Raw genomic sequence first — 13,367 nt, forward strand, 5'->3', positions numbered from 1 at the left:
TGAGTAATATTTCAGTTTTTAAACCAACCAAACAGCCCGAGTGAAATAGCGAATAATCCCCATAGAACTGTGCGGAAATTGGGTTGTGCCAAAGCGATACCAAGAATACCTACTCCGGCAATAACGGAGAGAATCCCGGTGAGTTTTCGATACTGCTGTAGCGACATAGATGTGAGGAGTCTATTGTATTATTTAGAGCGTTTCGTCATAATTACTTGGCTTGTACTGAGCGGTTCGTGAGTCCACTGTAATGACCGGAACAAGGTTAGAGTGGATCATCTGCTGATGATTTCAACTGAACACTGGCATGGGGTTAGACGGCGCACTGCTACCGTTCACTTGGCTCTCCCAGCTCAGTACCGACAACTTGTTGCTCTGCTCTCGGAACAAAAAGCTCGGATAACTCGCCATTCGAAGCACAGTCTTCACAAAGTGGTGGTGATGAATTCTCACCGGCGTCAACCTGATCATGCGGGAACGTACCCCGGCACGTGCTGCATTCCCAGTCGTACACGCCGTGTTCGGTAGCTAACTCTGGGTACTCATCCGCAAGTGCTGGCGTGAGTTTCGCGTCCGGGTACGCATCGAAGTACTCGACCAGTTGTTGTTTCCGGTACGAAGTCACGGCAGGTAATAGCCCAGTGAACCCTTCATCCTGATATTTCCCGTCATGCTCTCCACAACGCCGTTTGAACGGGCACGTCCCGCACTCCCACTCGAACACCGGCTCTGCTGGTGGTAACTCTCCGTTCTCACGGAACTGGGTTTGCTGCGCCATCCACTCCACGACGCTCTCCCGCCAGAACCGGTCATCGAACGGGACATGGAAAGCCTGCACGTCGAGCATATCCCGACTCCCGTACACCAGCAACCCGTCCTGAATCGACCGGTCATACTCTGAATCCAACGCGTGCATGTACGCGTGTAGCTGCGCCTTATGATGTGGTTTCGGCCCGTCAAGATACTCTAACGACGACGTCGTCTTGATCTCCGTTACGAGTATGGGGTGGCCGTTACTGTCCACGATCGCCGGGTCTGTCACGCCTTTCACCCGGACTTCATCACCGCTCCTGGTCGGTACCTGCGTGTCAATCCACAGCGAATTCCGCACGTACGTCGAATCTGTCGTCACCGTGTCCTGCAGGAACGGCACGATGATCTCCTCTTCGAACTCGTTCCCAATCCAAAACAGGCCTTGCGGCGAGTCACCCTCTTGTGGCGTGTTCTGTCCGTAGTACCGGACTTTCCGATGGCACTGCAGTAACTTACTCGGGGAGTGCTTCTCAGTAGCGGGAATTGGTGACGCGCCGTTGAAATACGGGCGGCCCTCCAAGATGTTCTCCGTGAACAATCGCTCGTCGTACCAGTCGTTGAATGAGTCGTTCGTAACGGCGTCCACGAGGCGTTTTAGCCGGGTGTTCTGTGGGAGGCGGTCAATAGTCGATGACAATCGGATATCGCGTGACGCGTCTGTCTGGCCGTTCTCGCTCATTGCAAGAATAGAGACGCCCTGAAGGACAATAGGGAAGGGCGTGGTGTTTCCGAAACACGGTCTACACCGGATTATGACCGTGTTCGGTACGTGCGAGCTTTCGTGTTCCCGTCAGCCACGATTAGGTTATAATGCTCTAACTTCGCCAGGTAGTTCCGAACGGTTCGCTCGGTTTTGGGGTCGTCAACACGATGTTCATACTGTTCGTACAGTGTTGGTGGTTTGATCTCCTCGCTCTCGCTGATGATCGTGTAGAGCACTCGCTGGTCCGGTTTAAGACGACTAATGGTGTTCCGCTCAATTTCCAATTTCGCTTCCGAAACCACCTCTGAAATCACATCGGAACGAATCTGATTGTCTCCGTTCTTCTTGGCATTACGAGCAGCTTTCCGCAGAATTCCGATAGCTACTCGCGCATCACCGACAGAGTGTTCAGCGATGTGCCCGAGCTCCACGGACTCGATTACATCCGGTTGGAGACCCCATCGCGCCCGGTCACGGAGAATAGCGACCAACTCTTTGTGTCCGTACTGGCCGAAGTGGATACGGTTCGAGTTTTGAAGACGGCTTTGTAGACGAGTTCCGAGAGGGTCAAATAGGTCTTCTTCGCGGTTCGCAATGAGGATCAACGTGAGTTTCGGAATGCGATGAAGGTCGTATAGGAGTTCCTTGTCTTGAAGTTGATCCACTTCATCGAGAATCACGACGTACGGCGGGCCATCGTAGTCACGAAGACGGTCAAGGAGGAGGTCACGCGGTGTAGATTGCCGGTGGATGTCGTACGTCTGGCCGATCCCGTCGAGTAACTGGTACAGAGTTTTGAATCGCGTGTAGTCCTCCCAGCAGTTCACGTACTGCGTGTTCAACTCCACGACGCTCCCACGGAGTTGTTCGACGATGTATTGGGAGATACAGGTTTTCCCAGCTCCGGACGGGCCGTATAGTAACGTTGGCTCTGTCGGCTCTCTGTCTGTGACAGGTTCAAGAATGCTCGACAGATAGTTCACCTCCGCATCTCGATGCTGTACCTCTCTCGGAATGAACTCCTGTTGGAGCACCCGGGCGTCTGTTATCATGATGGTACGTCGACACGGTCTGATGAGAACATAAATGGAAGGGTGCCGTTTCCAAATATTCCAAAAATGGCTGAAACACCGGCTCTGCTGAAATAATATTCTTCAGACAGATTCTCGCCTGAAACAGCTGGTCACTGAAAGGTGCTTACTGTGAAGTAGAGTAGACCTCGGCCCATAGATACACAATCCCAAGTACCGAGAAGAATATACCCAAACCGGTAGGTATCCATTCGCTTTGTACGGCAAAGAGAGACGCCTGAACCAGCCCCATCCCGACCATTGCTATCCCGATAATTGTCCTGAGTAGTCTGCGTTCCATACTTAGTAATCATTCAGAATACTGATAGTTCTTTTGTCTGTACTGACCGATTCGTGAGTTTCCTGTACTGAGCGATCTGGGATTCCTCGTATTGCTCGTTCGGAGGATTGGTCGAGATTGTGAATGAGACAAGCAGTGGTGAGTTCCGGAACTGCTTCCACCATCGATGGGATCGTACTACCACACCGTACTTACGTTTGAGCGTTGCTGGCGTGGGAAGTCGAAAACCGGGTACCCGCGTATATATATTAATTTAGAGAGTTTGGCGGACAGGTTCGGCCTTCTCCCGGTTTATCGGCACACAAGTGTCACTCAATTATCGATTTGTAGGTTTGTACCTTCCGAACTTGTGCCTTTGTCGACGACCCACCCTTCCTCGGTGAGTTCGCCGGTCACTTCGACGGTGATCTCGTAGTTGTGGCCGTGTGGCCGCGAGCACTTCCCGTCGTGATGTAAGATTCGATGGCCCGAGCTAATTCGGATGGGGTTGTCGGCTCCGATGTGGAGTGTTCGTTGGCCTGCTTCTGCCAAATCCACTGCTATAGAGTCATCTTGAGGTATGCTCTGAGACATACTCAAAGAATATTATGAGCAAATATAAGTATTGAGTTTCACCGGCTTTGCTGAAATTCTCATAACATGACGAACTCTGACTCAGCTCCGATCAATATAGCATTCCTACAGATAACGACATTTTTGCGCCCGACAGCCCAGATAACGTCTCAGGGTTACCCCAACAGCTCTTTTATAATCACCTCAACGGAAAAATTCCTTGTGACGGATTATATAAAGCCCTCAATATCGGTCAGTCTGAATTTTGGTACATTGCTGAAAAGTACCCAACAGTCTCCTCTCCAAGGTCAGACATCCAAAATTGCGTCTCTTCTGGTAATCGGAAATGGAAGATGATGTCAGTGGCATCTTTCGCAATAAATCCTGCATTCATTATGAACGCAAGCTCAGCAATATCCCCTAACGTGCCAGAAGCGATAATGAGAATCAGTAGCGCAGGTAACTGAATCATAAAAATCGGTGCAGCAGTCATCAGATTGAGCTCTCGACGGGATATCCACGTCTCCCGCACCACAACATGCCCCTTCAGTCGGTAGTAGATCGGTTCTAAACCCAGTCCTTTCGCAAACAACCGATGTAACTGCTCATGTATCTCGAAGGTTGCCAAAGAGACTGCCAATAGCAAAACAACGAGGTACCCACTCTGACGGGTGCTATATCCGAGAATTATCAATGGATCAGCTGCCACCCGTGCGATGATCCCTGAAGAAACCAACACCACAACGACTGTTGCTCCGACAAGGAAAACGAGACTTATTAAGTTTAACAACCAATTTGGTTGACTAATCTTTACGGGCTGTGTGTATCCGGAAGGCACCGAGTCAGGCCGACGCATGATATAATTCTGTTCTGGTGGACACATTAATGAATGTTCATTGACTAGATTGTTACTCCAAGCCAGATAGAATTGGTTTTGTTATGACGCTCTAATAGAACAGTTCTCAGGTCCGATTCACCAGTAACATCAATCGGTCAAACCGGTTGGTAGAGACACGATGGAGTGCGTATAAGCACATTGTGTGCTGTTGGTATCCCGATCCCCCCAACTATATCAGCTATCCATCAATGGACAGGACAATGGCAGTCACGCTCGCCGAGCCAACGGTGCTTGCTGCCGCGAAGGACACACTGTATCCTGATATCGACACGACCCCCGATCAGTACGCGGTCACGGAAACGCAGTTCACACAATCCACATGGGGTGGATGGACCATTCCTGATGCGCTCCGTGACCGGCTCGCGCCGTACAACACGATCCGACTCGCTGCCGGCGAGCCCGACTTACTCGGCGTCGGCATGCCCGCTACCGATGTGCTAAACGGTGACGCAGCCACGACACCAGTCACGGTGATCGAGGCGAAAGGCCACAACACTGACCCGAGCGGTGCGGACGTCGCTCGCGGCATCACCCAGGCCCACGCACACCTCCCAGAGGTCAACTTGGGGTACGTCGCTGCGCCGGCTCCCAGTGTTACCGACGCGGCGCGCGCACAAGCCCGGAACCTCAACGTCGGTCTTATTGCTGTCGACACCACCGACACGGCACGCGTCGTCGAGCGCGCTCGCGTCACTGGTGCCGGTGAGTTCTCAACCACGATCGACGCGGTGCGACTCCAAGCCACGACGCATCGGCTCACCGACGGCAGCTTCCCGGTGAATCATCCGAAGAATTACCTGGGGTATGCGCTTGCGCTTGCTGCTGATGGAGACACTGACGCCGTCTACGCCGACAACGTCATCAACGCTATTTCGGGTGGCCGGCGCGGCGCGATCCTGTTGAGTCTTGTCGACGATCAGCCCACCGGCGATTCGCTCACACATCTCGGCGCAGAAGTCGTTCGCTTCGCCCGCGATCAGCATGGGAGTGTCACGGCTGCGCTCACAGAGTTCGATACGTGGACTGGTAGCCGAACGCGATTCACCGAACTCGCTCCGAGATGGGCACAGCTCGCACGCTCCGTCGCCATTCAATATGAGCCCACGAGGCTCATCGTCACCGCGCTTGAACGCCTCCACGACAGTGGCGTCCGTGATGTGTCGCTCGCCGACGTCGCGCTCGAAGCCACACGCATCAACCAGCCGCTGGCCGTCGAGGTATTCTTCACCCAGAATCGACGGGACGACGTTCTGACCGCAGACGGTGATATTCACCAGGCCGTGCTCACGGACCCGGCTGTGTACAAGTCCGGCATTCACTTCCAATTCAAGTACCAGCTCTATCATCTTGGGATTCTCACCACTGGTGGGACCGACGACAAAGGAGAGGTGTTGAGCAACGAGTGGCGGTTGGAGCAGGCTGTTGGCCTTCCTAGATAGTCGCTATTCAGTGAAATCTGCGAGTGTCTTTCGCCGCCGGTCTCCGGGTTCTACGTTTGTTATTAGGACTTCAGCAACCTCGCCGCGATTACTTGCATCGCTGTTAATCGCTCGCGTCGCACCTACGTATGTCACTGAAAAGGCGTCGTGCTCCTCGTATAACTCTGTGACAGGGGGTGAATTCGAAATGAGAACGGAGATATTCTGTTCTGTGAGCTCCACAGCAACGTCGCGCAATCGGCGTTGATCGTCTCGATCAAACCCGTCAGCGTGGTATGAATTGAAGTCCGCTGTTTTCGACACGGGTTCGTACGGAGGGTCGAAATACACGAGGTCACCGCTCGATACCTCTTCTAACACGTATTCAAAATCGGTGTTGAACACCGCCGTACCCTGCAAGGTACGTGAAGACTTCCGAATCCGTTGTTCTTGTACCCAGTCCGGATTTGTGTATCGTCCGAATGAGACGTTGAATTCTCCGTCACTGTTCTCCCGATATAACCCGTTGAAACACGTCCGATTCAAATATAACAGCAGACTCGCCTCCCGAACACGGCCCTCACGTGTCAGCGTAGACTCCGAAAGAAAGCTATTGAACTCCGATCGTGCCTCGTAAAAATACTCTTCCGAATGCTCGTGCGTCTTATTCTCCTCAATGAGATCATCCGGATAATCACGGACAACCTCGTAGAATGTGGTCAATCGTTCGTTGAGATCATTAATCGTCCCTGAATCAGGATCAAGATGAAAAAACACTGCGCCGCCGCCAACGAACGGCTCATGATACGCCTCATACGTTGTTGGAAAGAGTCCCGTGATTTCGGAGAGAAGCTGGCGTTTCCCACCCGCCCACTTCAGAATCGGTTCCACCATTCGTAACCACGTTTTAATGGGGTATAGAAAAGCCTGTCTCGTCTCTAGTATTGGCTTGATTTGACTGTTGCAGCAGGAATTGACATGGCGAACTCTGGGAGTTGATCAACTGATTTTACTGGGATGCCTGTCATCGATTGGTACTGTTCAGTAATCAGAGTTACATCACTCCCGTGTACAGTGCGGGTATGGACGACGATCGCCGTATGAGCACGGACCGATTCTATGGCGGTGTCGAGAACCGCATCTCAATCCTCCAAGATTTTCTCGCGTTTGTCGGTGATGAACATCCATCCCGACAGGAACTCTACGACTGGTTCGATCAGAACACCGGTGGCGGCGGTGAGGGGTTCGTAGATCGAAATATGGGGTTCTTCGAATCGTTACACCTCGTACGGTTCGACGGCGAGACGTGTCACTTAGGCGTGTACGGTGAACGATATGATCGAACACATGACCCGTTCGTGGTGCTTCAGGCGCTTCGAAGCGGGATCAAAGGGTTCGATACGATTCTCAGTACACTTGCGGACTCGCCTCGTACTGATGAGGAAATTCAAGATCTGATCGTCGCCGAATTCGATGCTGCTTCCACAGGCACAGCAATCAAACGGCACCGAGAGTGGTTACAAGTCCTCGGATACCTCAACCACGAAGGAGACACGAACTCTCTAACCGATGCCGGGAGAGGAGCCGTTGATACACTGAATTTACTAAGCGATCGTGCTGTAATCCCGCCGGCAACCGGAGACGCAACGACTGACTGGGTCGATGTCCTCAGCCAGCACTCCGACAGGCACGGGATAACTCTCGAAGACAGTAGTCTCGAAGGATTCCATGTACAGATCCCCGGCGATCAGCCAACCCACATCCGTGTTCATCACCCATTCATAGACGATTCGCACACAGCCACACACACTGATCCGGGGTTCTTACAGATCACTGCTGACAAGGAAAATAACGCATTGGAACGTGATGTGGCTGGGTCAATTGTCGGGATCGTCCTCAACACTGACACCCCTGATCTGTACGACCCGGTTCTCGATGACTTCCTCTATTTCACAGAAGATATCCTCAGCGAAGCAGCCTCTACTTCCCAAAGCATCGAAATCGGAGTCGCTGATGATGGGACCTACGACGACCCGTTCACCGGGCGCGCCAACAATTGGCACGATCTTCTAGCGATCCTTACGCACGACGACCAAACCCACACCATCGAGCCAATCACGGATCCGGCACCGTACTACTGGGTGAACCAAGGTGAGGAGGAAATTGACGGCGAGTACCTCAAAGCTCCGACCGACGACCTATTTCAGTATGACCTGCCGAAACTTACTGTCGGAGATATCGTCTTCAGTTACAACAACGGCGAAATCGTCGGGTACCACGAAATCGTCGAACCAGCTCACATCATCACAACTCACGATAGAGATGATGGCACCGGCGAAGAGGAACACTACCGTGTTGAGACCGAATTCACACGGTTCACAGACCCGCTCGCATTTGCTGACGTGTTCAAAACGCTGTGGGAATACCGTCTCGACCAGTACTATCCCGTGAACGCCGGCGGGATCAATCAACAGTACTTCTACAACCTCAGCGAAGCTGCTGGCGAATACCTCTTCCAACAGGGAACGCAGCAGCCACTAGACGATACTGGCGCGACCGACGAAGAAAAAAGCGATATCGACCATCCGGTTCTCACACATCTCGACAAGCACAGCGACACAACAATCTACAAGCTCACCGCGCCACCAGACTACTGGCTGACTGCCGTCGAATACCGCGGCATCCCTGTTGAAGAGACTCATGCCGAGCACTGGCGTGACGCATCACCCGGTGACATAGCCATTTTCCACGCACAACAAACGCCGTCGAACAGTGAACTAGAGAGCCAAGACGGAGTCGTATTCGGCATCGGGATCTTCGGCGAACCGTACCAGAAATCCGAGCAATGGCTACACGACGAATATGAAGCAGATCATGTTATTGAACGTGTTATTGGCCTTGACCGGCTATTCATTACGAGCGACATCAGCGAACTCGACCTTGTAACCGGGACGCTAGCGAAGAGCCAGGCAGAACTCAACGACGAACTCTCTGCGTTAACCCGAAATGGTCTCTCCATCGACCGCGTTCAAGAACTCTGTCGAGAGGCGAGTGACATAGAGTTCCCGACACAGAACACGTTCGTCAGATTCCGAGCTGATGACGGCACGCAAGATCTCGATCGTCCACGCGCCATCATTACTGCGTTAGCACCGGATCTCACGGAACTCTCCCCGATCAACTACGAGAAACCGTTTGCTGGGACGCTCCAAGCTGACGATCTCCTTGACGGGCTGTACTTCCCAGGAGACCTTGGTGAGACGATTATCGAGCAAATCGAAGCCGCGCTCCTCGCCGGCGATCATATAATCCTGACCGGTCCACCGGGCACCGGGAAAACCGAAATCGTAGAACGCGTCGCCACGCACCTCGCCGACGCGTACCCGTACCTGTACTCCGGATCTGAACTCACCACGGCAACAGCCGACTGGTCCACGTTCGACACCGTCGGCGGGTACATGCCAACCGAAACCAGCGGCGACAATGCAGACGCTGATCTGGCATTCACGCCCGGCATTATTCTCAATCGGCTCAAAGATACTCAGACCGGCATTCAATCGAACGAGCCCGTCATCATCGACGAGTTGAATCGCGCCGACATCGACAAAGCCTTCGGCCAATTATTCACGCTGCTCTCCGGGCAATCCGTTCAGCTCCCCTTCACACGAAACAACCGCGAAATCGAACTCCTCACCACCGAGCATCTTGACGGCCTGCCCGCCGCACACCAGTACGTCGTCCCTGACTCATGGCGGATCTTCGCCACCATGAACACGTACGATAAAACCTCGCTGTACGAGATGAGCTACGCGTTCATGCGGCGCTTCGCGTTCATCCGCGTTCCCGCTCCTGAATTCTCCACCGATGACGACGACACCGCACGTAACGAGCTGATGATCGAAATGGATGCGTACATCGACGCTTGGGATGGGCTTGACCCGAGCGACGAGGAGCGCGATGCGATCGGGCTCGTTTGGAAACAGACGAATCAAGCCGTTGACGATCGGTCGATCGGCCCCGCAATCGTCCGCGACATGCTTGCGTACGTCACGAATCGCCACACCAGCGCAGCAGACGATCTCTCTGAACGCGTCACTGAGGCCGTTATCAGTTACATCTTCCCGCAGCTCGAAGGCGTCCCAGAGCGCAAGCAAATTATCACGCACATCGCAGCCGTCGACGCAACCGATACCGATACGCTCAGAACCGCTGCGAGCGACATGCTCCAAGTCACGATCGATACTGAATCATGAACCGCGAGGACCTCATCGACGGGCTCACCCAAGACATCCTGGCGTACGTCATGAACGGCGGGTTCCCTAAACAGGAACTCGCCACCTCGATCAAACCCGAGGCGCTCGATCAACGGTTCGAAGATTACGAGCTCCTCCTCGATCTTCATTTTATCCTCAAACCCGACATCGTCGAGTTCGTCAAGCATCTCTCCCAACGTCTGCGGAACGTCCGCACCGAAACGAAAACCGTTGCCCGCACGCAACGCGGTGGCATTGATGGGCACATCAACTGGGGCTCAACCGTCAAAGCCCGGTACTCAACCAACCCGAACGACCGATCGTTATTCGTCACCGAAAACCGCTCGGAGGACTACGATATACCCGAGAACATCGTCCTCAAACGCCTCCTCTCAATCATCTACACGACGCTGCGTGATGCTGACGAGTATCTGAAAGGCAACTATGATTGGGTCACCGAGCGGTGGCAAGCCAACACCGACCTCATCGACGAAGTACAACGCACCGTCGAACGCAACGTCCACGTCCGCCGCATCCGCGACCCAGAAACGTACGAACCAACTGAACGCATGCTCACCACCGCCGCCAACTCCCGGCAAGAAATCTACCGCGACGCAGCTACACTGCTACGTGCTCGTCAGGAGTTGTTTGACGGTGACCCCGACGCGCTACGCACTCTCCTCAGCCAAACCGCAATCACCCCGGATGATCAAGCTCGGCTCTTCGAACTCTATGTTCTATTCCGATTCATCACCACGCTCGAGGACCTGCAAGACGCACGACCCATCTTTCAAACGATCAAGAGCGGACGCCAAGAAGTCGCTAAGATCGATGGTGAGCAAGAGATCGTGTTGTACCACGACACCTCTGCCGACGACCGCGGACTCTCATTCCGCACTGAAGCCACGCGAGACGACCGAGAGCCCACTCGCGCTGAACGCGTCCAAGAGACCGCACGCGACGTTGCCAGCACGTATTTTGATAAGAACTTCCAAGATCACACGGGCCGCCCTGATGTCATTGTTCTCGAAGTCAAATCCGATGACCCGATCACATACGAGTATCTCATCGCCGAAGTGAAGCACAGTACCCGCGAAGAAACGATTCGAACCGGAATCAGAGAAACACTCGAATACCTCGCCTTCCTCCGTATCAACGAAGACTACGTCTTCGGACGGAACAAGAGCGATGAGATGGATATCTTCGGTAGCGGGTGGAACGGTTTGTTAGTCGTACAGGATCTCGATCAAGAAGCCCTCTCTGTCGATGAACAGGAAGATGAACCAATCACCATTCTACAAGCAGGAGATCTTAACGAGGAGCTGCCAGGAATCCTAGAGAACATGCTAGACTAGTAGACGAGTTCCTGTTTGGACACACAGAGTAAGCTTAAACCGCGAATTTCTACGATGTTACGTCTGCAAAGCTGAGTGCATCGTGAGTGTACGAGTACTGTTTCAAGTCCTCGCACATCGTTGATAGCTCATTCGGTGGAATGTACTCGGGATCATCAGCGTTCCCGTCAATGTGTTTCCTAAAGACGACATCCACATTCCGTTCGACCTCGGCATCCTCGGAAACGGACACAACGATGGCTGTGTCGGGATCGTCGTATTCTGTTTTGAACACGTAATCGCCAAGCACGTACGGATTCTCGGCGTACGCGAGATTCGTGTGCTTGTACGTGTACAATTTAATCTCTTGGTCAGCACAGTACGATGCGAGCTTCGCAGCGTGAATTGTCCGCCAATCACCCGGACCCTCATCAAGCATATTTGGAAACGCAACCCGAACTGCTTCCCCGCTCACCGACTGCCCGTACAAACTCACGTCTTTCTCCGGCGGAAGTACCTCCACTACAACCGCAACTGACGCATCATCATCGTTAGCCTTCACAACACGATCACCCGGCGCATACGGGTTCTGCGGCTTCTGATTCATATGTGCCGTATTAGGTCCGAGTTCGTGCAGCTCGTTCATCGGGCGAGCTGCCAAGTGAGACAATTTTGCTGGTTCTTCGCCTGAATATGTCTCCTGTGACGTAACTTTTGATTGTAGTGTTTCCGTCCGCTCCCATCCGAGCAAGATCAGGCCATCTTCATTATCTCGATGCCACACCATCACAATAATATCGTCCGCATCGTCATTCGCCAACAGCGTCGTCGGACGAAACGCAGACACGTCCCGTGAGGTCTTCACATCAACCGTGTACCCGAACAATTCGAAATCATGCCCGGAGAAACTCTCCGCGTTACACCGCCGAATTGCCTCCTCATTCTCCCACGCCCACAACTCTACCGGCAAGTATTCACGACAGAACTGCTCAAACGCAAGTTCCCCGAGATTACCGATTCGCTTCACATCAACATCATCAGCACCCTGAATGACCGCCTGATGATGCGCACGCTTCTTATCGATCTCATCAGGCGTATAGAGGTACATACATAACCAACCACTATTCTTGATATAATTCTGTGCCTAACGATATCAATTAGAATATTTTGAGAACTGAGCGAGCATGTCTTGATAATATGAGAAGAAATATATTAGTAAATAATCACTATCTACAGACAATCTCCGCTCTGTCTTCGGATTTAACACCTATGAAAGCCTGCTAGCGCAACAAACCACGTCTGCAATACTATATTTTTCGCCAAGATCGACCCGATCGTGTCCATGGAGAGAAATCGCAAGCAGTCACGGTGATAGCTCAGGAATCGTCCGGCAGGCGGTCAAAACGTGAATGCTATAGCTATGGCTGACGGCCGCTGCGACCGGCCGATGAGGGCCGCCGGCTCGGCGGCCCTCAGTAACTCACCTCTTGTGGATCAGATTCCTCCATGCGGTCGAGCATCTGGTAGATCGATACGAGCTGCTGCGCTGATGGGTGGTGTGTGCGTAAATGGAGCAACACCTATTCGGGCTCGCCGCCCGGATGCCGCTAGCATCCGGGCGGCCTCCCATGATGGTGCTTCCTTGGCACGTAGGCCAATCAGAGCCACGCGTTCTGAGACGCTGTTGAATCATCGGCCTTTGACCACCCCAGTACCTATTTACGCACCCTGGGGACTTAGCAGGCTTTCATCCCATCAGAGTAGATAGCTGTGATTAGTTAATATTCGTATTATTCAGAAACTCTCCATACAAGTGAATTCCCGATTTTTTGTTTTTCTACATGACCTTGATCTAGTAATTTCCTGAGGCGATAGTCGACACTTTGGCGGGCAATTCCTAACTCGTCCGCTACTTCTTGAGTACCGGCAGGTTCGTTCAATCGGACAGCTTGGATGATTTCTTCATCCGTATACTCCGGCTCAAATTGGCCACTCTCATCTCTTTCTCTATCGCCACTCATTATC

The 13,367-nt window shown here is 52.9% G+C and carries 11 protein-coding genes and 1 pseudogene; 3 read left to right on the forward strand and 9 right to left on the reverse strand.

The window, feature by feature from the left end; all coding sequences use genetic code 11:
- Window positions 1–11: 11 nt before the first annotated feature.
- The 6 genes and pseudogenes from ABDZ89_RS06405 to ABDZ89_RS06435 form a co-directional block, all read right to left on the reverse strand.
- Window positions 12–167: a hypothetical protein gene (locus ABDZ89_RS06405; RefSeq protein WP_343777575.1), complete on the reverse strand. Its 156-nt coding sequence runs from the start codon at window positions 165–167 to the stop codon at window positions 12–14.
- 161 nt (window positions 168–328) lie between these two features.
- Window positions 329–1,492, reverse strand: coding sequence for a CRISPR-associated protein Cas4 (locus ABDZ89_RS06410; protein WP_343777577.1), 1,164 nt, complete (start codon window positions 1,490–1,492; stop codon window positions 329–331).
- Between the two features lie 71 nt (window positions 1,493–1,563).
- The gene (locus ABDZ89_RS06415) at window positions 1,564–2,568 is read right to left on the reverse strand and encodes a Cdc6/Cdc18 family protein (RefSeq protein ID WP_343777578.1); all 1,005 of its coding nucleotides are present in this window, start codon (window positions 2,566–2,568) and stop codon (window positions 1,564–1,566) included.
- 145 nt (window positions 2,569–2,713) lie between these two features.
- The gene (locus ABDZ89_RS06420; RefSeq protein WP_343777580.1) at window positions 2,714–2,887 is read right to left on the reverse strand and encodes a hypothetical protein; all 174 of its coding nucleotides are present in this window, start codon (window positions 2,885–2,887) and stop codon (window positions 2,714–2,716) included.
- A gap of 348 nt (window positions 2,888–3,235) precedes the next feature.
- Window positions 3,236–3,460: pseudogene (locus ABDZ89_RS06430) on the reverse strand (6-pyruvoyl trahydropterin synthase family protein); the annotation flags it as partial.
- Window positions 3,461–3,692: 232 nt separating this feature from the next.
- Window positions 3,693–4,295: a metalloprotease family protein gene (locus tag ABDZ89_RS06435; RefSeq protein ID WP_343777582.1), complete on the reverse strand. Its 603-nt coding sequence runs from the start codon at window positions 4,293–4,295 to the stop codon at window positions 3,693–3,695.
- A 242-nt stretch (window positions 4,296–4,537) separates the two neighbouring features.
- Here ABDZ89_RS06435 and ABDZ89_RS06440 point away from each other — a divergent pair, with 242 nt between their 5' ends.
- Window positions 4,538–5,776: a hypothetical protein gene (locus ABDZ89_RS06440; RefSeq protein WP_343777584.1), complete on the forward strand. Its 1,239-nt coding sequence runs from the start codon at window positions 4,538–4,540 to the stop codon at window positions 5,774–5,776.
- 3 nt (window positions 5,777–5,779) lie between these two features.
- On the opposite strand, the gene ABDZ89_RS06445 is transcribed toward ABDZ89_RS06440, so the two are convergent.
- Window positions 5,780–6,649, reverse strand: a complete 870-nt coding sequence (locus tag ABDZ89_RS06445; protein WP_343777585.1) for a DNA adenine methylase — start codon at window positions 6,647–6,649, stop codon at window positions 5,780–5,782.
- A gap of 188 nt (window positions 6,650–6,837) precedes the next feature.
- On the opposite strand from ABDZ89_RS06445, the gene ABDZ89_RS06450 reads away from it, so the two are divergent.
- On the forward strand, window positions 6,838–10,008 hold the full coding sequence (locus ABDZ89_RS06450) for an AAA family ATPase (RefSeq protein WP_343777586.1): 3,171 nt from the start codon (window positions 6,838–6,840) through the stop codon (window positions 10,006–10,008).
- The gene (locus ABDZ89_RS06455) at window positions 10,005–11,363 is read left to right on the forward strand and encodes a hypothetical protein (RefSeq protein ID WP_343777587.1); all 1,359 of its coding nucleotides are present in this window, start codon (window positions 10,005–10,007) and stop codon (window positions 11,361–11,363) included. The genes ABDZ89_RS06450 and ABDZ89_RS06455 overlap by 4 nt, the downstream gene beginning before the upstream one ends.
- Before the next feature lie 49 nt (window positions 11,364–11,412).
- On the opposite strand, the gene ABDZ89_RS06460 is transcribed toward ABDZ89_RS06455, so the two are convergent.
- Together ABDZ89_RS06460 and ABDZ89_RS06465 are read right to left on the reverse strand one after the other, a co-directional pair.
- The gene (locus tag ABDZ89_RS06460; protein WP_343777588.1) at window positions 11,413–12,450 is read right to left on the reverse strand and encodes a DUF7961 domain-containing protein; all 1,038 of its coding nucleotides are present in this window, start codon (window positions 12,448–12,450) and stop codon (window positions 11,413–11,415) included.
- A gap of 682 nt (window positions 12,451–13,132) precedes the next feature.
- Entirely contained in the window at window positions 13,133–13,363 is a 231-nt protein-coding gene (locus tag ABDZ89_RS06465) for a winged helix-turn-helix transcriptional regulator (RefSeq protein WP_343777589.1), read from the reverse strand.
- Window positions 13,364–13,367: the final 4 nt, after the last annotated feature.

Origin of the sequence: Halorubrum ejinorense, assembly GCF_039522565.1 — an archaeon.
Classification (GTDB): Archaea; Halobacteriota; Halobacteria; order Halobacteriales; family Haloferacaceae; genus Halorubrum; species Halorubrum ejinorense.

Coding starts and splice junctions, on each gene's coding strand:
- ABDZ89_RS06410 (WP_343777577.1), bottom strand. CDS start 1,492: ATGAGCGAGAACGGCCAGACAGACGCGTCACGCGATATCCGATTGTCA.
- ABDZ89_RS06405 (WP_343777575.1), bottom strand. CDS start 167: ATGTCGCTACAGCAGTATCGAAAACTCACCGGGATTCTCTCCGTTATT.
- ABDZ89_RS06445 (WP_343777585.1), bottom strand. CDS start 6,649: ATGGTGGAACCGATTCTGAAGTGGGCGGGTGGGAAACGCCAGCTTCTC.
- ABDZ89_RS06435 (WP_343777582.1), bottom strand. CDS start 4,295: ATGCGTCGGCCTGACTCGGTGCCTTCCGGATACACACAGCCCGTAAAG.
- ABDZ89_RS06420 (WP_343777580.1), bottom strand. CDS start 2,887: ATGGAACGCAGACTACTCAGGACAATTATCGGGATAGCAATGGTCGGG.
- ABDZ89_RS06450 (WP_343777586.1), top strand. CDS start 6,838: ATGGACGACGATCGCCGTATGAGCACGGACCGATTCTATGGCGGTGTC.
- ABDZ89_RS06455 (WP_343777587.1), top strand. CDS start 10,005: ATGAACCGCGAGGACCTCATCGACGGGCTCACCCAAGACATCCTGGCG.
- ABDZ89_RS06460 (WP_343777588.1), bottom strand. CDS start 12,450: ATGTACCTCTATACGCCTGATGAGATCGATAAGAAGCGTGCGCATCAT.
- ABDZ89_RS06465 (WP_343777589.1), bottom strand. CDS start 13,363: ATGAGTGGCGATAGAGAAAGAGATGAGAGTGGCCAATTTGAGCCGGAG.
- ABDZ89_RS06415 (WP_343777578.1), bottom strand. CDS start 2,568: ATGATAACAGACGCCCGGGTGCTCCAACAGGAGTTCATTCCGAGAGAG.
- ABDZ89_RS06440 (WP_343777584.1), top strand. CDS start 4,538: ATGGCAGTCACGCTCGCCGAGCCAACGGTGCTTGCTGCCGCGAAGGAC.